The 21086-nt window shown below is 41.3% G+C and carries 12 protein-coding genes; 1 reads left to right on the top strand and 11 read right to left on the bottom strand.

The genetic code is table 11. The annotated features are described in order from the left end of the window. Position 1 precedes the first annotated feature (1 nt). The 4 genes from HS960_RS02120 to HS960_RS26730 form a co-directional block, all read right to left on the bottom strand. Positions 2-1174, bottom strand: a complete 1173-nt coding sequence (locus tag HS960_RS02120) for an enolase C-terminal domain-like protein (RefSeq protein ID WP_182331146.1) — start codon at positions 1172-1174, stop codon at positions 2-4. Next, complete coding sequence (locus tag HS960_RS02115; RefSeq protein WP_182331145.1) at positions 1171-2067, bottom strand: aldo/keto reductase; 897 nt, start codon at positions 2065-2067, stop codon at positions 1171-1173. The genes HS960_RS02120 and HS960_RS02115 overlap by 4 nt, the downstream gene beginning before the upstream one ends. A 34-nt stretch (positions 2068-2101) precedes the next feature. Beyond that, positions 2102-2674, bottom strand: a complete 573-nt coding sequence (locus HS960_RS02110; RefSeq protein WP_182331144.1) for an RNA polymerase sigma-70 factor — start codon at positions 2672-2674, stop codon at positions 2102-2104. A gap of 213 nt (positions 2675-2887) precedes the next feature. Continuing rightward, a complete protein-coding gene (locus HS960_RS26730) occupies positions 2888-4783 on the bottom strand; it encodes a glycoside hydrolase family 97 protein (protein ID WP_189683208.1) in 1896 nt (631 codons plus the stop codon). 318 nt (positions 4784-5101) lie between these two features. Between HS960_RS26730 and HS960_RS02100 the strand changes: the two genes are divergently transcribed. Then, the gene (locus HS960_RS02100; protein WP_182331143.1) at positions 5102-6358 is read left to right on the top strand and encodes a DUF2264 domain-containing protein; all 1257 of its coding nucleotides are present in this window, start codon (positions 5102-5104) and stop codon (positions 6356-6358) included. A 196-nt stretch (positions 6359-6554) separates the two neighbouring features. On the opposite strand, the gene HS960_RS02095 is transcribed toward HS960_RS02100, so the two are convergent. The 7 genes from HS960_RS02095 to HS960_RS02065 form a co-directional block, all read right to left on the bottom strand. Further along, on the bottom strand, positions 6555-7907 hold the full coding sequence (locus HS960_RS02095) for a MutS-related protein (RefSeq protein ID WP_182331142.1): 1353 nt from the start codon (positions 7905-7907) through the stop codon (positions 6555-6557). Between the two features lie 245 nt (positions 7908-8152). After that, positions 8153-9766 carry a glycoside hydrolase family 43 protein gene (locus HS960_RS02090; RefSeq protein WP_182331141.1) on the bottom strand — a complete coding sequence of 538 codons (1614 nt, stop codon included), beginning with the start codon at positions 9764-9766 and terminating at the stop codon, positions 8153-8155. 94 nt (positions 9767-9860) lie between these two features. Next, complete coding sequence (locus tag HS960_RS02085) at positions 9861-12308, bottom strand: hypothetical protein (RefSeq protein WP_202883737.1); 2448 nt, start codon at positions 12306-12308, stop codon at positions 9861-9863. Between the two features lie 10 nt (positions 12309-12318). Continuing rightward, complete coding sequence (locus tag HS960_RS02080) at positions 12319-14364, bottom strand: DUF5054 domain-containing protein (RefSeq protein ID WP_182331140.1); 2046 nt, start codon at positions 14362-14364, stop codon at positions 12319-12321. A 569-nt stretch (positions 14365-14933) separates the two neighbouring features. After that, positions 14934-16799 carry a RagB/SusD family nutrient uptake outer membrane protein gene (locus HS960_RS02075; protein ID WP_182331139.1) on the bottom strand — a complete coding sequence of 622 codons (1866 nt, stop codon included), beginning with the start codon at positions 16797-16799 and terminating at the stop codon, positions 14934-14936. Positions 16800-16823: 24 nt separating this feature from the next. Continuing rightward, positions 16824-19985, bottom strand: a complete 3162-nt coding sequence (locus tag HS960_RS02070; RefSeq protein ID WP_182331138.1) for a SusC/RagA family TonB-linked outer membrane protein — start codon at positions 19983-19985, stop codon at positions 16824-16826. 231 nt (positions 19986-20216) lie between these two features. Further along, positions 20217-21065, bottom strand: a complete 849-nt coding sequence (locus HS960_RS02065) for a metallophosphoesterase family protein (RefSeq protein WP_182331137.1) — start codon at positions 21063-21065, stop codon at positions 20217-20219. Positions 21066-21086 lie beyond the last annotated feature (21 nt).

The following is a 21086-nucleotide window of genomic DNA, read 5'->3' as shown; positions in this document are numbered from 1 at the left end:
ATTACATGCTAACCAGCGGATTATATCCAGGAACATCTGCTTTCAACCAGACCTGTTCCCTTATTATTTTATTTTCGTTCAAACAATACTCCCAATTGATCCGAACAGGTAGTCCTTCAGATTCGGGCAAATGAAAATGTCCTTTTTCCAATGATGGTTTAATCAAAAAATATTTTTCTAAACCATACATCAACGCGTATAGGTACTCGATCATCCCACTTTCACTGGCCGTAGTCATTAAAAAGCTCGAATATAAAGAATAACCACCAGAAGAAAGCTGCAAATTGCGATTGGTACATAAATCCCGGACTTCCATCCATTCCTTTATTCCGCCGAACTGTGTCGGAACAGGCTGTAAGTGTTTTACTCCACAGTTGGCCAGCATGGGAAATATCTTCGATGTGCGCTCGGATTCACCATAAGCGATTGGAACAGCTGTACGCTTACAAAGCTCTTCAATCTGATCATATGCCGCAGAATGTATAGGTTCCTCAAGCCAGGCCAATTCATTTTCACCAATGGCATCCAGAAATCTAAACACATCTTCACAAGACCAGATCTGGTTGACATCCACAGCGATCTGCATATGTTTTCCCGCCAGTTTTCGTACATGTTTCACACGGGCAATATCGGCAGCTATATTTGTCCCAAAATCTTTTCCGATCTTCATCTTGTAGCAGTCCACTCCAGCATCCAAAAAGAGTGTGACTTCCTTTTCCAATTCTTTCAAGGTATAATTGGTTCCGCCGCCACTTCCATAAATCTTCACGGTGTTGCGATCTCCACCAATATAACGGTACAAAGGCAGTCTACTTCGTTTAGCAGCCAGATCGTGTAAGGCCATATCAACCTGTCCCAGTAGCGCTGATGCCGCACCTTTGAAGCCTTCATTTCGAATGGACCAATACAGCTTAGGAAAAAAATCTTGATAAGACATACCTTCGCAATGAAATAATATCGGAAATAGGCAGGTCTCCAAAATATTGGTGTAACTATTATACACGGGTGCTTCACCTACAAACCCCTCGGCATCTTCGATACGGATGATCGATAAACCAAAGCTCGGAAAAGGCCCCATTGTAGCGTCCTGGAAAGGAGTTATTGTTGCGACGGGTGCCAACACCCGGATGCTAATTTTTTGGATATTAAAGGTTTCCAGATCTATACTATTCATCTATTATCATTAAACGTTTGGAGGATTTCGTTATAAATATCTATTGGCAATATACCTTGGTTGATTGCGGAGAGGGAACTATGCAGTTCGCGCTGATTAGCGGCACCTATGACCATTTTAAAGGAAGCATCAATATTCAATAAAAATCGTAAAGCCAATACATCCAGCGATACGTTATATCGTTCCGCAATAGTCTGTATTCGTCTTGCCTGTTCAACTGTCAACACATCCAACCACTGGGGCACTACCAGGGAAAAATCTTGAAATTTCCGTCCCAATAGTCCCATGTTTAACGGGCTCGCCGCATAGTATTCCATACCATTCTGTTCACAGACTGGTATGGAGCTATGAAGTGCTTCTATGTTACATGCGTTTAATAGATTGTATTCCATGAGCACATCGAATTGTCCTTCGATCAGGTATGGCATAAACCAGCTTGGAGGGTTCCCTCCCACTCCAATCTTTTTGGCCAGTCCTTGCTCCTTAAAACCCCGCATATCCGAGACTACTCGACCCGCAATATCAGCCGTTAAAACTGCAGGTTCATGCAGAAACAGCACATCTACTTGCGCCAGCCCCAATGTCTTTAAACTCTCCTCTACACTTCGCTGCATGCCAATGGTCGTATAATCATACTGAGCTTCGGTTGCGACATAACTTTTTAATCGTCCTACTTTTGTACTAATAGCAGGTTTTGTGCCATTCCATTGCGATAAAGCCTGTCCCACAAGGTATTCCGCATCACCATAAGCTGGGGCAGTGTCTAATGCACCGATACCACAGGATAAAGCCTCATGTATAGCTTGAATGGACTCCTCGGATTCTACAGCACCCCAGACACCCCCCAAGCCAGCGGTGCCCACTATTATTTTATCTATCCCCGGATCGCGCATGTTATTTCAGTCAAAATTTATAGCATCTAAATTACTAAGAAGCAACCATATAATCTTTAAGATTAATGGTCAATACCTTGAGTGCTTTTGTGATATGATACTCCACACCTTTAAGCGAAATCCCCAGTTGCTGGGCGATATCTTTACCACTGATATATTGCTGTCGACTCAGTTCGAACACGGCCCTCGTCTTTAAGGGCATTGCATCTAGTGTCTGCTGCGTTATTGTCTTAATTTCCTGGAGGAAAACCCGCTCTTCATTGATTTCGTTTAAGCTGTCTATACGAAGCTGCAATTCCCACTCATCCCAGTTATCCAGGGGTTCTATCAATTGTCGATGGATCCGCTGGTGTTTCAAATAATCCAGCGCCTTATTTTTTATAACTCGTAAAAGAAAACACTTAGGAGACAACAGTGTCTCCTCTTGCATCCGTTCCCAAGTTGCCAATAATGCATCGGCGGTGATATCTTCCGCTACCGCATCTATATGAACAAAAGACTTTGCGAATAGAAAAGACCGCTGGTGATACTCTTTAAATAATTGATCAAAATGCTGTACTATCTGCTTCATTACATAACTAAGGCCATAGGAAAAATTAAATCCCATTTATTTTTATGTAAAGTTTCAAATATACCGGCGACACAACTAGGTCAAATTTGACCATTATCGGTGTTTTATTTGCAGGCGTTTCATTATTGTCATTCTAATTGTTATATGGTTCCAACTACGATATTTGCATTAAAAATGGGAGTAGTTAAACAAAAACAGCTGCGAACAAAGAAGTCCACAGCTGTTTTGAATTGTTAAGGTTGTAAGCTTTTACTTTATTTTATCCAGGATCAATACTGCTCCCGCATCAGGCTCAAGTGTCAGATTGAACATATTATTTTTTAAAGCAAATTCCGTTCTATCTACCGTATTTTTAGCCAATCCCTGCTCATCTTGGCTCCACAACTGCGCTTTGAAACGATCAGGTGTTCCAAGAAAGGAAAGATCAATTTTGATATCCTGTTTTACCTTTGCCCCAAGCATCGCGATATACCAGCGATTACCCGCGCGACGTGCAATAATACCGCATTCACCAATAGCCGATTTTAATACTTTAGTTTCATCCCATGTGACAGGAAGGCTACGATAGAACGCTACTGCGTTTTCGGATTCATCGATCAACGTTTCGTGTTCTCCTCCGGCTCCACCCGCCTTATGTGGCGCATCTGCCGGCCGATCGTACCAATAGATAAATTGCCATGGACTGTACAACATCACCGCTTTAGCCATTTGAGCAGCCTTTCCCCCCATTTTGGTCGTTACGCGAACAGCATGGTAACAGTTGGTATAATCACCAGCACCCGCAATAGCACGTGTAAACATCGTGATCAGGCTTTGTTCAGAGCTCGGTGATTCTTCATCGCCACGGATGCCTTCTTGCGTAATGAGATTGGGAAAAGTCCGCGAATACCCGGTAGGTCGGTATTCATCGTGTACGTCTACCATAAGCTTATATTGGGCAGCCTTACGGACCGCCTCGTGTAACCAGGCTGTAGCCTGTTGACTCCCGACGTTGACAAAACCAAATTTAAGCCCTTTAATACCCCATTGCTGATAAATCGGTAGGATCTGATCCAATTGTGTTTCCAAAGCTTTTTTATTCACATAAAGTAAGATGCCTATATTTTTCTTATTTGCATAATCAATGATATCGTGTAGATCTAAGGGACCTTTGGAACGTGCAGGATCGACATCTACACGAGAGGCATCTGACGCAGTAGACTCTTCTGGACCATACCATCCCGCATCGAACTCGACATAGTCAATCTGGTTACGTGCTGCGAAGTCGACTGCAGCAATCCCGCCAGCTGTCGTTAATGTCACTTCACGTAATACTTTACCTGGTTTTATCCAGGAGCTATCTGCTATCTCATTGGGCTTATTTAAATTGAGGATGAAATAGTTATTCTCGACCAATTCTCCCGCTGTCTTTCCAACCATCACGTAGCGCCACGGACTTTCATAGGCCGCTTGATCAAGGGCTACGGGGCCAGACAATGCAGATTGAACGATATAGCTTTTCGAGTCGGCCTTATAAGTAAACTTCATTCGTGCAAAATCAACCAAAGCAGCCTCACCAATCGCCATAAATAATTGCGGCGCGGGATTAACCACCAAAGGTCTTTCAAACTCCCCCTTCAGCTGGCTCAATGTCGTTTTTGTATAAGCACTTTGTGCCGCTCCCGCGACCCAGGTTGTAGCATCGCTACTAAAATGGAAAGCCGTAGATTCGGATTTGATGGTTAATCCAGAAAAGTCATTTTTGTCAAATCCATATTTTAATGCGATTCCTTCATCGTAAAGCCTCACATAGAGACGCATTTTTTTACGATTTCCGCTGGACTGTAATTGTAACTCAAATTCATTATAGTTGTCTTTGATAGTGTTACGCTCGCCAAAAAGAGGCTTCCATTTACGGCTTACTGTCCGTTTATCGCTCTTTATCAGCTGCCAGTCACCTTGGACTATATTTTCGGTCCAGTCAAAATCTAAGATCTTGATGTCCGTCAACGTTTGGGAGGCTGATGATAAATGTATCGTATTGTTACCCGAAGCAAGGTGGACCTCGGCCGACAGAACCTTATTCGGACTTTCCAATCTTAATTTTTGACCTTGCACAATTATAGCACAGGATATAAATAAGGTTATTAAAATCGATCTAAACATAAATTAGCATTGAATATATTAAAAAGAGATTTGATAATAAAGTCTCTCCCATTATAAGTCGAATTAAACGTGGTATACCCTAGTAAATATTAGAAAAATTAATCAATATGGCTATCGAGTAAAACACATAAATTGGCTACTCGATACTGTATAAAATATGTTCATAACAGGAAAAATCATCGGAGTGATTTATTTTTATAGGCAGCGTAAAAATGTTAGAAATGCTCACTAAATTTAAAAACCAATAAAACAAGTATTAAGTCTGATATTATACTCTCCTATGAAAGGAAGATTATTTAGCACGATAACTTAAAAAAAATGATAAACCTTAAAAAATTATTAAGCCTCTGCTTTTTGGCCATTGTCCTCATGACAAATACCAATGCCCAAAAGAAAAACAAAACCAAAGAACAGCTCCCTTCGGGCTTACAGGATCGTCAGTATTGGTCCAATCTGCTCTATAAGATCGCTTCACCGGTGATTCTTAATTTAGCCAACGGAACACTTAAACAGAACATGCCTGTGGAAGTGCCGCCTGGCAATAAACCAGATTTTTATAAGAAAGTCACCTATCTAGAAGCTGTTGGCCGTACAATGGCGGGGGTTGCACCCTGGTTAGCACTGCCTGATGACAATAGCGACGAGTCGAAATTGCGTAAAAAACTGCGTGATGCTTTATTGATTGGTATTCGTAATGCGGTAGATCCACAAAACCCAGATTACCTTAATTTTAGAACGGAAAGCCAACCCATTGTAGATGCAGCATATATGGCCCAAGCTTTCCTGCGCGCACCAAAAGCACTTTGGGAACCTTTAGATGAAGTAACTAAACAACGTATCCGAGAGGAATTCAAGGCACTACGTACACGCACTGGAGCATACAACAATTGGCTGTTATTTGCAGGTATCAACGAAGCATTCCTTTCCACAATCGGCGAGCAGGCAGATCCTGTCCGTGTGGAGTTTGCGAAAAGAAAAATCGTGGAATGGTACCAAGGTGATGGCTGGTATAGTGATGGCCCTAGTTTTAGTATGGATTATTACAATTCTTACGTTATCCACCCGATGCTGGTTGATTTTTTTCAAATATTAACACAGTCCAAAAAAGTAACCCAAGACGATTATAATCTTGCCGTAAAACGCATGGTCAGGTACGCAGAATTTTCTGAACGGTTCATCGCGCCTGACGGCAGCTACCCGCCCTTCGGAAGATCCATTACCTATCGTACTGCAGCATTCCAAGCATTAGGTCAAGTTGCTCTTATGCACAAGTTACCCGAATACATAGATCCAGCACAAATAAGATGTGCGGTCTCGGCCGTAATGCACCGTATGTACGATCAACAAAATAATTTTGATAGCAACGGATGGCTTGTCCTGGGCTTCTGTGGATCACAACCGGACATTGCAGATAGCTATACTTCTACTGGAAGTTTGTATATGGCAACATTAGGTTTTCTCCCTTTGGGTTTACCTGCAGACGATCCTTTTTGGACCAATCCTCCAGCGGATTGGACAGCAAAGAAAGCCTGGTCAGGACAAGCATTCAAAAAAGACTACCATGTGGAATACTAATTATAAAGCAACTACCGCAGTGTTCCGTTCGGAATAACTAGAGCCAGCTTCGGATCAGGGATAGATCCTGATTCCGACAAAAATATTGATCAATCCCAAAACAGATTTTTTCTATTTTGAGATTGATCAATATCTAAAGCAAATAACTCTCCTTACTAAACTGATACGAACACAATCCGAATACGATCCAAAGGATTCAATTTTGTCCTGTCTCCAAATTGACTTTCCGAAGTATCTCAAATACCCGTTCTTTATGCAATAACCACATGCCTAACTTTTCTTCGGCAACACCATCCAAAAGTCGGTATGTAAAGATAATTCCCTCCTTTTCATCCAGCTGAACCCCCAAATATTTCAGCGCAACACCATCTTTATACAGTATAGGGCAAATTTCTGTAATATGTGAGGACAATAAGAATACGCTGTTCTTGTATCCTTTCAAAGAGTTGACTAACTCCAGGGTTGCTTCACTGGCATCACTATGGTTTGTCCCCTTGAATAGCTCATCCATGAGAATAAACATTTGCTTACCGGATGCCAATAACTCCGCCAAATGTTTAACCCGTAATACTTCGTTAAAAAAGTGACTTGCACCTGCATTTATATTATCACCTAAATTTATGGTGGTCGATATTCCATCAAAAAGTACTGTCTTCATCGCATCCGCTGGAACCGGAAAACCAAGATGTGCCAGATAAACGCAGCTTCCAATTGTCTTCAACAAGGTAGATTTGCCCGTCATATTTGCTCCAGTCAAATACCAAAGGTTGTTTTCTTTATTTATTTCGACATCATTTTTAATGGCATCTTCGATAAATAAATTAAAAGCTCCACGTATGGTGATCATATCCTCTCCCCCTGTCTTTTCCTCAATCTGAGGAAAAACAAGATTCTTTCCTTTGATACTTTTTGCTACACTGAATAAGGCATCCAAATGATACAAAACATCGAAAATCTCACGTATTGTATTTCGTTTTATATTTCTAAAAAGATAATCGTATTTGATCATCAGCTCCTTAGAAAATTTGTTATTCAGCAACTGTATAAACTCATCCCGATCGATTTCTTCCAAAACACAATCGATGTGTTTACCATACGCTTTGAGAATAGCTAAAGTATGACCTTCTGATTTTGCAGATTCTAATAAAATAGCAAGTCCATGCGTGATCTTTGCTATTTCGTGAATAGATCGCTTAACAAGTATCTCGCGTTTTTTAAAATCCAAAGACAAAAAATTCGTTGACACCATTTCGAGATAATAAGTAGCCCTCGAAGGTGAATAGGGTTCTTGCGGCAGAGACAAATATTGCTCAAGATCCTGCATCATATACTTATCCAGTAGACCCGAAATCTCAACTTCTTGCATAAAAAGAATTAAATGCTGTCTGCATTCTATTTCCCATTTAGAGGAAAGAGGTTCAAGAAAATAACCAAATAACATATCCCGTCCACCTAGCGTAACTGTACAATCGAAAAAATCGACCATATCCTTATACCTATTGTTGGTAACATTTAAATCCGCTAAGGTCTGCTTGTCAACGATCGACATAATTTATTTATTGTGGCTCTTTCTTTAAACTTACTCAAAGTCATTGTAATTGCCAAAACTGTATCAGGATAGTTATGTTGTTTGCAAAAAACAAAACCTTCACGATTTCGCAGACACCTGCAACTATGATAGCGAACTGAAGATTCTCTCGGGCCAATAACATCAGACACTTTCTGAAAAAAAAGCCTAGTATCGTCAAATGATACTAGGCTCTCTTATACATTTATTACACAATAGGCTTTGCCTTACTTATTGGTAAACCTAAACCAATTAAAGTCGGCATAACCATCTACCCCTTCTGCTGTTTTACTATAATTGAACAATGCAAAACGATTTGCTGTCCAAGGTAGCCCTAGTTGCATCGTTAAATCATTTCCAATGACATAAAAATTTTCACCATCGGTACTATAATAAAATTTTGCAATGCCCCCCCTATCAGTAATGCGTGCCCGCACCCATAGTTTATCGCCATCAAAATTTTCTTTGCTTTCGATAATCTTGTCATCATTGCTCATAATAATTTTACGTTTGCCATTGACCTGCTCCACAGCCACAAAAGCATATGGGAATTCAAAGATGCCAAAGCCGGCCACATTACCATTTTTCAATCCTTTCAGATCGATTTCAACAGTACCTTCTGAACTTGGTCCCTGTACCCGTTGTGTCAGCGTATTGCGGGCGGTTTTCAAAGAATCAGCATGGGCGGCATGTAAACGCATATATCCTTTACGTTCTTGAAGTGACCATTTGCTATTGTCAGGGTTATGATTCCATTGCCATTGCAATCCTAGTTTTGTACCATTGAACTCATCGGTCGTAGCCGGAGTTTTTATTGGATAAGTCTTTCCGACATTTGGTTTCTTATAGGTAATCACGTCCTTGTTACCGGTTCCCAGCATTGGCCATCCATCCTCCCATTTGACAGGTAAAAGATGGGGAACCCGACCTATGGCACCACGATCTTGCATGATAATAAACCACCAGTCCCCGTTTTTCAATTGCACCATTCCACCTTGATGTAGGCCGTTATCAGGATAGGAACTGTTATCATTGAGAATCAATTTATGCTCATAAGGTCCATAGATATTATCTGAGCGCAAGCAGATCTGCCAGCCCTGTGTTCCACCCGCCGGACAGGTGATATAGTACTTGCCATTGATCTTGTACATATGCGCTCCTTCCATTCCAAAATGACCACCAAGTTCGTTCGCATTCTTGAAGCTACCTTGCCAGATTTTAACTTTATGACTCTTGACAGATTTAACATCTTCATTCAGCTCTGTTAGGTATAATGTACCTTGACCATGTACGACATAAACTTTACCGTTATCATCAAAGAACAATCCGGGATCATACAGGTATTCAGGAAAGATTGTCCGCTTCCATGGCCCCTCTGGCTTATCCGCTTCGCAGATCGAGAAATTACCCTTTTCACGTCCCCAACCATACGGTGTACAGAATCCAGCATAGAACTTCCCATTGTGATGCTTTAAGGTTGCTGCCCATGAACCATTGAGATACAATGTGCCGCCCTCCATATTGTAGCGCGGATCTTCATCATAATGATCCACGGCATAACCTACCATTTCCCAGTTAACCAAATCTTTGGATTTCACAATCGGAGCTCCAGGCACATAATGCATGCTCGTCGAGATCATATAAAAATCGTCCCCCACGCGGATCACATCAGGATCGGGCCAGTCGCCCCATAACAATGGATTGGTGAATGTACCATTACCATTGTCAGGACTCCATACCTGCTGTGCCGACACTTGTCCAAAAAGTGATAGTGTCAAAGCCAAAGTAAGCCCCAGCTTCGTGGATGACTTACCATAGCGCTTCGTTATGATCGTATTCATATTAGCGTAATTCGGTTTTATCATGAACAAAGCAACTTCAGTAATCTATTCCATACAGCATTGCACGCTATGCTCATGATCGTTTTTTGTACTTTTATTTTTTAATTAAATTCAATGGTTCTCCAGTCATGCGAGTATTGTACCTTACAATGACCTCAGGTTTTTCCTCGCTGTTTGTATCACAAGAAAATGCTACTGCGGAACCGCCTTTTGGCAGGATGGCAGTCCCTTGTACAGTCAGATCAGCAATAAAACCATAATTCTTGTCTGTCAATGTTGCTTTTCCTTTATGATCCAACAGGATATATTGGTCCTTTTCTAATTTCCCAAAAATTTTGACAATTCCCTTATCCGTTTTAAAAGATGGGTTTTCGATGATACCGTCACCTTCTAATTTTATCCGTAAGGCGAATGAACTCTCTTCCGGAGATTCCCATGACCAGTCTGCTCCCCCAGGTTGTCCCGGCTGCATCGAAGAGAGGTCACAATGGTATCTTTTGGAGACAAATAAAGGATACAACATGAATTTGGTCTCATCCATCTTCTCCAAATGCCATTCGGTCTTTGGATCCTTCAACCTGAGCTTTTGTTCGGCCGTGAAAACATCGGCAAGCCGCAATTGATCCCAATTTTTCATGCTTTCTAAGAGCTGATCGATCTGTCCATGCTGCTGTAAAGTTTTCATATCAATACTCATGGCATATCCCGAGTCAAAACCTGCAGATTCGGAGAGTGCCCATTCGAGATCTTCGAGGGAAGTAGCCTCAAATTTACGATCCGCTAAACGTACCAAAAACCAGCCAAGCATTCGCGGAAATAGATTCCGCTGAAAATAAGCCTGATTCTTGATTCGATTTTCAACCTGTCCAGCACGCATCTCCTCGCCCCAGGGTTCACCCCAGTTCATCCGCGTGTGAATATGCCATAAGTAATGATCGAGACGACTGGCATCGTTGATCAGATCAGTTTTATTCGTAAGACCTTGATAGAAATCAGAAACGAATTTGCCCGTTGCATAGTAATCCTGCCCCGTATACATACAACCCTCAAGACCATCAAATGAAATCTGTTTCACCCCGGTTTTATTAAAAATATCCGTTAATCTTTTGGCATACTCGTCCTGAAGTGTTAAATCTGGAAATAAAGTCTTATAGGGATAGTCCCACAATTTGTAAACGACTTTTTCTACCCCATGACTTGCCTTATACGTACCAAAAGCACCACGTACGCAGTTTGTCAACACCCATTGTTCGCCGCTCTTCTCGGCCTTACCATACGTGATCAGCTCGTCTTCTATCTGAAGTGTATTGAGTGTCAAAGGCAGCGAAAATAACTCGGTATTCTCTACTATAATCTGCTGTTGGCTATCGTCCAGTGCGGTAGTAAGTTTCAATTCACCTTGTTTTAACAAATGCTTACTTGGGACTGGTGTCACATAAGGATCGTTTGTTGTCGTAAAATTAGAAAGCGTATGTATACCGATATTAATCTCCTGTTGCGCAGCCCTATCGACTAACTTCTTCATACCCGCATCGGATTCTGTACTCAATTCCTTCCGCCATTCAAAATGCCCCCAGTTCAGGAATGGATCGGGATGGTAGAGATTTTTAAATCCCGCACGTTTTGTTTTTTCCAGTGCAAAATCCAGATTGGCCGCAGAGAAATTGGTGATCAAATAGGAGCCCATAGCGTTACGAGATACCTTAGCCCATTCACCCGCAATCATTGGATGGGGTAAACCCTGCTCCACTTCAACCTTTCCTATCCGTGACAATATCTGACTTTTTTTATCTCCGAAAAGTGCCACTTTGGCCCCTATAATTAAACCATCGGCACCTTCAACAGGCAAAGTCACCATATGATTTAGCCCCTTGACACTTTGCACTTCTTTGGTACTTCTATTCTTGGCCGACAGCTGAAACACGGCTCCGTTCCCGGCATCTACTGCTGCAAAATGACCAAAGGAAATACTGGCCACCGAAAGATTGCTATTCTGTCCTTGGTAGCCAAATTTTGTACTGTATGCCTCAACATAATCTTCGGGAATACCTGCTACAGTTTTAACATGCAATGCTTGCATACCGAATGCGAGATCCTCCCCTTGGGCCACACCAACCACTTCCCCCACCACTTCATGAAGCTTGATCTTAACCGGTCCAAAAACCAACAACTTATAGGCAGGTGACAACTTGAGGACTTCATATGTTATTGCTTCCTTTTGTTGGCCCACCTTCAGTTCCACAGCTTGTCCATCTTCCATCGTGAGCGAAAAACGATCGCCATTAACCTTTAGCGCTTTCGGTTGTATAATTTTTTTGTCTTTATAGACAGATACAATCGGATATTTACCCGCCTCCAAAAGCTCTTTACCATCTACCTTAATGGACGTATAGAAACCCTGCTGGTCAAAATGTACCTGTGTCAGAGTCGTTTTTACTTCTTGCGCCACGACAGGATTTCCAAATCCAGCAATCAACAGGCCGGCTATCAAAGTAATATTTTTCAGCGTATCTAATTTATTCATGTATAAATAATCATTCATGGTGTTTATTTCAATTGGATGACGACCCTATAGAAGTCGATTTGCTGTTATTCGGGATCAGTTCAATATCGAACCTATAATTCACTGTTCCACCAAACCACATGCTAAAGTTTGTTCCCCAAACATTGTTATAGAGACAAAAGTGCAGGCCTGCATGTAAATCAGGTTGATCTGTGGAATAGTTCAACAAATCCCGTTTGCCGATTGCTACCAGCAAGGCATCTTTGCTTCGGATACGAATTTTACCTGCATCCGTTACAATATCTACATAATGGTCTAGTCCATGCATCTGTCTATTCCCACCTTCAATAACATCCAATACGCGCATAGGCTGACCTACTTTCTCCACGAGCATGTCCACAACACCTTCCGGATAGAAGCTTAACCAATAAGCTTCCGGGAGACGATTGGCAGGTTTATCCACCAAAGCATAACTCAGTTCGATATGCTTTGTTTTATCGTCGAAACGGTAACTGCTATAGATCTGTTTGGGTAAAACCTGTTGTTCAACTTTCCCAGTCCCAGTTAAACTCAATTGGCTGTAGAGCTCATTTTTAGCTTTATTATAGACTGATTTTTGAAGAGTAGCCAATAAGGTTCGGCTTTCCGCCATGTCCGGAGTCAGGCCCGGTTTTCCAAAATCCCGGATTGCCCAGTCTACTTTTTGGGTGATGTAGGAATCCCTGAAACGTTCAAAATCAGCTGTCGAAAAACTCTGATAGCTGAGCTCTCCCATTTTCATCCGAAAGCCCCCTTTATTCAGCTGGAACGATCCATCGTTTGAAAATTGCTGCGATGCGTCCACTCCTTCAAAAGTAGGTTTAGGGACTAATGCCAATTGCCGTAAAACATTTTCGGCCTCGGTACGCAGGTCTTTAGGCAGATATTGCAACGATTGATTGATATGAGCTTCCTTTTCGGCCCATGATGCTTGCATCTTTTTAAACGCTGGTAAATTCAAGGCGGCTTGAAAATCAGTAAAACGATAAGTATCCCAATGTTGGAGGTGAGTTTTCACGTCCAATCCCCAGGTATGTTCTGCGACCAAGCCCAATTTGATGGCGAATCGAATAGCAGCATCGCTATTTGGATGGATACGTCCATCTTTCACCCAAGTTTCATAACACCTGGACAAAGCTCTAAACCGGGCCATCATCAGGGGAGAACTTCCGAAACCATGTATCCAGGTATCGCCAATCTCCTGTGTCACCAATGGAAGTTTATCCTTCATGGGACGCAAAACCGCCGCTACATCACTCAGTGTCGAAGCCTGTAATGCAGCATTAGGGTAACGCTTCTGAATAGACGCATAGATTTCTTTGACCTGTTGTACGGTATGTGGTCCGTGGTTATCCCCGGTGAAAACAATGACCATAGCCGTCTTTCCATCAGGCAATATCATATCACTACCATAATCCTTTTGGTACATCAAGGTTACTTCACTTCCGTCAGGGCTTTTCCAACGACACAACGGCGGTACATTAGGAACCTTACTTGCAGGATTCACACCGATCTGCAAAAAATCTATTCCACTCTTTTGAAGCAAGGGAACAATTCCTCTGGTATGCCCCGGAACATCGGTCATCTTTGCGGCTCTTGTTTGTTTACCATATTTTTGATCCAGCTTCCTGGATAATTGCAACATTGTCCCAAACAAGGCTTTGTTGAGGGATTCAGATTCTACGGTATAGGGAATTGCATTCCACACAATATCTCCGCGACGAATTGCAGCCTCTAATTTTGCCTTATTTTCCAAACTCGCCTGTTCCAGGTAAGTCGCAATCAACCAAGAGCCTGTGGTCCAGACATACCGCTCTTTGGCTCCGGAATTCCGAAGCTTTTCAGCCACAGCAATAGCTTTGGGAATAAATTCGTTCATATAACGCTGCTCTACAACAGAACTAAGTTCGGTAAATCCGATATCGAGATGTGTTTTGAAGATCAGGTGTACCTTTTGTACAGCATCATTTTTTACAGCATCATTCGGTGTCTGTCCAACGGCAAAAAAGGTCGTGAGCACAAGGAGACAAGAACAATAAAATTTTCTGCGTTTCATGGATAATAGTAGGTTTATCTTATATCAAATATCGATTATTTTTTATTAAGACGACTGAACATCGCCTATCCCTAATCAGGAAATAAGAATAATAAAAAAAAGTGCCCTTTTATTTTCCAATTTTAATGTTCGCACTAGGGGTATGCCGCATTCAAACGACTCAATATTTAGGCTTTAACATAAGAAACATTCCTTGGATAAATCAATATGAAACGTATTAAAATCTTATTCTTTCTATCGGCTTTTTTTTTCTTTTAAGTGCCTATGGAGCATCTCGCCCCCTGTTCAAATTCGGCACAAAATACATGACCTTGACCATCGATGAACGTGGTTACATTGTTAACATCATCGGCAAAGCCAGAAAAAAAGATTACGCTGGCGAGGACTGTTCCTCTCCGCTCCTTATGGCAAAAAGCAGTTCGTTCAAACTCTAAGAGGCAAGTTTTAATTGGAACCATTGAAAAAAAAAGCTTGTACAACTGATATGTACAAGCCATTTTATTATTTTAAAATTTGATTTCTATGAACCGATACCGAACATATTCAAATTCACAAAAGATAAATCGTTGCTATTGTAATGGGTCAAAGGTTCCACCCCATTCTTTATTTTGTGGCAACTGATCTGGTTCAATCGAAATCTGTGCTGGGTTTAGCGAATTGAACCAATGATTGAGGCTAAGCTTATAGGATTGATTCGTAGAGCCCGTTTTATCCAAGTTTTGAATAAGGACGGCTGAGAACTTCGATCGCACAGCAGCGTTCATAATGTTATCGGTGTTCCCAGGTAGCGCCTCGCCCTTATTTAACATCAATAATAGTCCTTTTCTCGTATTCTGAGTGTTCAAAATATCATAACGTTTCCATCGTCTCAAATCACTGTATCTAAACCCTTCAAAGGCAAGTTCAACTTGACGTTCATTGATAATTGCATTACGGATGTCACCTTGTCCAATTGCACTGATTCCATAATTTGTAGCTGCTCCCGGAGCAATTCCCGCCCGTTTACGAATAGCATACAATGCGTTTAAAGCTTCATTACTACGCCCTGTCTCGTTTGCCGTCTCAGCGAGGTTGAGTAGAAGCTCAGCATATCGCATTGGTGAAAACCAGCTTTTGGCGTTAGCAGCTACTCCAACAAGTGCATTTCTGTCCAATAAAGTATCTAAGCCTTTGCGTTGGAAAAATCCTGTTACACCATTTTCATCACCATTTTGAACCAATGGTGAAATTCCTGAAAACATATTCACATCTCTAGCTGGGAGCACAGTATTCGGTGTTGCTGTCGGCTTCCAGGTCCAAGCTTGCCAATAAGTGCGCGACCGAGGTGCTGTCATACCAAGCACATTAATGTCAGGAGTAGGATACACGGTACCGCCACACCAAATCGTCGCGTAAAAACGATCGTCGCGATTGGTATAAAAATCTGTTAAAAATTGCTTGTTATAGGCCGGATCTGACAATTGATTTTGATCAAATTGCATTGGGCTACCATCTCTTTTGGGGTAAGCAATCAACAAAGGTAATATAGGTTGATCATTATTTGTGCTTCCATTCGTAAATGAGATAGGCCTAATTGGCGCAAAATTCATGTAGTTATCCGGATAATAATACTGTTTGGTCATAATCTGCTCCTTATTTCGTGAATACCAGATTAGCCTATAATTTTCAAACAAGCCAAACCCGCCAGCATCTGCCGCCTGTATTGCCATCTTAGCCGCGTTATAAGCGTTGGTCCATCTCACTTGATCATTTGTCGCATTAAATAATGGACTAGCATACCATAAAAGGATTCTCGCTTTAAGGCCTAGAGCTGCAGCACGGTTAATTCTACCATAGTCAGCTCCACTATAATTTGGAGGTAGCGCAACAGCAGCTTCATCCAAATCCTTTATAATCTGCGCAACACATTCAGAAGTCTTACTACGTGGGACGCGCAGTGAATTGATATCACTACCATCCTGCGTATGTAGAATCAAAGGTACTCCACCTATTGAACTGACCATATCCCAGTATTTCCAGGCTCGCCAAAATTTAGCTTCGCCTATAAGCCTACTTTTGGTACCCCCACTGATTACGGTTTCTGGTAGATCTGCTAATTGATCCATAAAATAATTTGCTTTGTCAATATAGGTATAATCCAATCTTGTAAAATTGGTTGCAACATCAACTATTCCCTGTTGAAAGCTACCTAGGTTGCCTCCTGATCCATTGATACCTTCATCCGCACCCGCACCACTTCCTAGCTGCCAGTCAGGCATAAGACCGCCATATATATCGTTCAAGTATGCCTTGATCAATACCGAATCTGTCCAGACATTTTTTGGATTTATAGCGCCCGTATTCTCATAGTCCAGTCCTTTTGTACAAGATGAAGCTCCTAATACAGTGAGTAGAACCCCATAAAAAGCCAATTTAAATTTATTTACATATTTCATTTTAATTTCCTTTAATGTTAAGATTTAGAATGTTACACTGACCCCAGCATTGAATGATTTAACAATCGGGAATGAAGTCCCCCCGTCCATCTCAGGATCATAGAATTTCTTATTGAATTTGCTGATCACAAATAGGTTAGAACCCGACACATAGAATCGGATCTTATCCGCGTACTTTTTATACCAATGTTGTGGAAGGTTGTAGGCAATATTCAAAAATTTCAAACGGACAAAGCTGGCATCAGCCAACCAAAAATTACTTCCACTTGTGTTGACAGTCCTTACATCGTCATTGGCACTATAGCGATAAGGCAACCAAGCGTCTGTATTTTCAGGGCTCCAAGACTCATTCGCCCAGGGACGCCACATCCGGTTCCATTCTACACCGCCACTCAAATTGTTAAACGACTTTTTATACCCCAATGAACCGTTAAAATTCGCGGTAATACTTAGGCCTTTCCAATCTGCACCCAGGTTTAGTCCAAAGACTTTAGGATTATTGCTTTTATTCAATACCGTGATATCATTCTCATTAATGGTATTATCTCCATTAAAATCTTTGTAGGCAAATTGTCCAGGCTTAGGAGCATTACCCTTAAAATTATATCCTGGATGAGCAGCCAACAGCGCATCAACATCGGCCTGCGTCCGAAGCATATGATCTACGGTATAACCTGTAATCATATTTGCCGACCGCCCGTTACCAATCAAATTCTGATAGTCATAGGTTATATTTAAATCTCGTATTACATACCATGAATCACCATACGTAAAGTTTAAACCAACATTATAATTCAAATCTCCTGTCCGGTTAAAATAGTTTAAACTAAGGTCTATGCCATTCGCTTTCATTTCCCCATAATTGACAGACGGTAGCGGTCGGCTGAATGTTGGTGGAGTAGACTGGATTCTTGTGCTTAAAATATCATAGGTACGCGTAGCCCAATATTCAGCCGTGGCATTGAAATGTTTCAAGAAACTAATATCAACACCGAAATTTTTGTTCAGGTATTTCTCCCAGGTAATATCTACATTTGGCAGAACATCATATCTTATGCCTGGATTAAGTGTCGGTGTCTCACCGAAAAAAGCACTGTTTCCGCTTACATATTTATCTTCATATTGCCAACGTTTGGCATTTGCATCATCTCTTCCTCCATTTGGATCAATTGCGACGAAATCATTACCGGTCAATCCGACCGATGCTCTTACTTTCAAAGATTCGACACCATTTACATGACTAAAGAAATTTTCTTTAGAAATCACCCAAGCTGCAGAAACAGAAGGGAAAAATCCCCAACGTTTATCTTTTGGAAAATTGGCCGAACCATCATAACGATAGGCAAAATTAGCGACATACTTATCTGCATAATCGTAGGCAAATTGTCCGATATAGGATTTACGTCCAACTGTCGGCAGAAAACCATACGTGTTACTAATACTCTTGGTAGCAGTACCATTTACAACTCCCGATCCCCCAGTAGAGGCCCACCATTGATCCGTCATATAGATTGGAAAACCGTTGATGGTTGCATTTATACCGTCATAACTTCTTTCCTGACGTTCGTAAACCAATGCCGCATTCACATGGTGTTTTCCAAAATCTCTTTCAAAGTTCAGTTGTAAGTTTGTCTGTTCCTCTTGATTCCAGGAAGCTAGCTTTTGTATACTCGGTGTGTGATAAGTAAGACGCTGCCCTACGATATTATTCAAATCCCATATGACGGGTTCTATCTGTGCTAATTGGTAATATGTAAAAGGGTGTGAATATATTTTCTGATTGCTATTATTGAAGGTTTTGATATATCCTACTTTAGCGCTTAAGCCTTCGAGAAATGGCATTTTATAGGTTAGATTCAAATTTGCTATCGCTTTCAAACTTTCCGATCTATTATACCCGGAAAGACCTTTGGCCTCACCAGATTTATTGGAAATCCAGAAATAGTCTACTGGCAAACCTGTCGCAGTAAAAGATGGCATATAAGGTTGCCATAATAACAATTTGGGAAACATATCTCCAGACCAATCTCCCTCAGGGGCGTTGAATTTATTATTGTTTAAGCTTAAGCCTGCAAACACAGACAGGTTTTTGGTTAAATTTCCGGTGATATTACTTCTAACATTGTATTTTTTTTCGTTCGTATTCTTGATAAAAGTTTCTTGATTTACATAAGAAGCTCCGATAAAATATTGAAGTTTGTCAGTACCTCCTGTCGCGCTTAAGTTATGCGTGGTGGTAGAAGGATTTACATAGACATCTTTTAAGTGGTCAAAACCATATCCCACACCGCCACCAAAATCTGTGTCTTTAAAATAAGCTTTTGCAGTTTCAGTCCAAGGCGTATTTGCTGGTCCTCCTGCCTCGCCCCAGATTCTGTTTTGGATCTGTCCCCATTCCATAATGTTGGTTAGTTCCATATTTTTCCCACGGACATCCTTTCCTGTATTTACAGAATAATTAATGGCTACCCGGCCCGCTTTACCACGCTTGGTCGTCACTAATACCACGCCTGCACCTGCACGAGCACCGTATGCTGCTGTTGTTGCAGCATCTTTTAAAATAGAAATTTCTTCAATTTCATTGGGACTTAAATTATTAAATTCAGCGGCGTCAATGGTCACTTTCCCATCAATCACATAGAGGGTTGGTGAAGCGTTCCATGAACTGGCAGTTCTAATCCGGATATTTGGTTGTTCTCCAGGTTTACCACTCGGTGTCGACACATATAAACCGGCCATACGTCCTGCTAATAAGTTTCCAACTGATGTTGTCGGAATCTCCACATCTGTTTCCTTAAATTTAACGGAAGCCACCGATCCCGACAGAAGTCCTTTCTTTTGGGTTGTGTAACCAACAACTACCGTCTCATTTAACTCAATAGTAGATGCAACCATTTCAATAACGACACCCTGTCGAGCCGTTACTATCAGCTCTTGATATCCAAGCATGATTGTCTTGAGATTTGTACCATCATTTACAGCAATGGTAAATTTACCGCTAGCATCAGTTTTAACCGAATTATTACCCTTCCCAACATTGGTAATAGTAGCACCAACAAGGGGAACTTTTGATTGGGAATCAACTACCGTACCCGATATTTTAACCTGGGAAAAAACAGTATAGGACTGCAGTAACATGAAGACAATTCCGAGCAACCGCAGATGCTTTTTGAAGATTTCTTTCATAATTTTTAGTTTTTGGTTTAAAGGCTCATATTTTATAATATGTCCATCAAAAACAAAGAAAGGCCGAATCTCTTTCCTAAACCACGCTAATCTTATCAAAGACCTATGTTATTTTTACTTAGCATAGAGCACATTACAGTCGGATTTTTGCCGCTATTGCAAAAAAAGCCCGCCACACATTGAAGTGGGCGGGCGATCATTTTAAACTACCTACCAGATAGGATGATGCTCTTATTTTCCTTTCACCGTCCAGCCGTAATCAATGTATTCCCACTTAAACTGGTCGCCGTTGATATCAACCTTTAAGTATCCTTCCTGGGTACCATTGAAGGCTCCACCCCACCAACTTGCGCAGATCGCTCCTGCTGTAATAAACTGTACACCTTTCACCTTGATTTCTTCATAGAGATGCTGATGTCCTTGTAAAACAAGCTTCAGATTGTATCCTCCAAATAGATCCAAAATCGCTTTTTGGTTGGTAAATGTATCGGCATCAGTATAGTGACCATCCAATACAGGATAATACAAAGACAAAAACGGCACGTGTGCAACAACAATAATTGGTTGCGTTTTTGGAGTTTCATCAAGTACCTGTTTCAGCCAGGCCTGCTGTTCCTCACTCACACAGTATTTGCCATTGCATATTTCCGTAGAGTTTAACACAATAAAACGCCATCCCTTATGCACAAAGCTGTGGTAGCTCTTTCCGAAAACCGATTCGAAAAGGCCCGCCCCATCTTTTCCGTCATAATGCCAAAAACGATCGTGATTGCCAATGGCATAATACCATTTCAGCTTCGATGCATCCACTTGATCCTTATACTTTTGAAACATGCTCTTCGCTAAAGGCAACTGTTCGGCCTTATAAGCGTCAACATCCACATTGTCTCCACCGTTTAGCACGAAGTCTACTTTTTTGCTTTTGGCATTTTGAATAGCTTTATCCAGACCTTCAAAACAATGTGTTTCTGCACTGGTATTAAGGTGTAAATCTGTAAAAAACGCAAATGAAAATTTCTGCTGAGCATGTACTAAGACTGTTGTAACGAACAGACCTACCGTTAAAAAAATTGATTTCATGTATATTTTATCTAATTTATA

It is taken from the genome of Sphingobacterium paramultivorum (assembly GCF_014109745.1).
In the GTDB taxonomy this organism is placed as follows: Bacteria; Bacteroidota; Bacteroidia; order Sphingobacteriales; family Sphingobacteriaceae; genus Sphingobacterium; species Sphingobacterium paramultivorum.
This window is presented reverse-complemented; position numbering and strand designations above follow the sequence as displayed.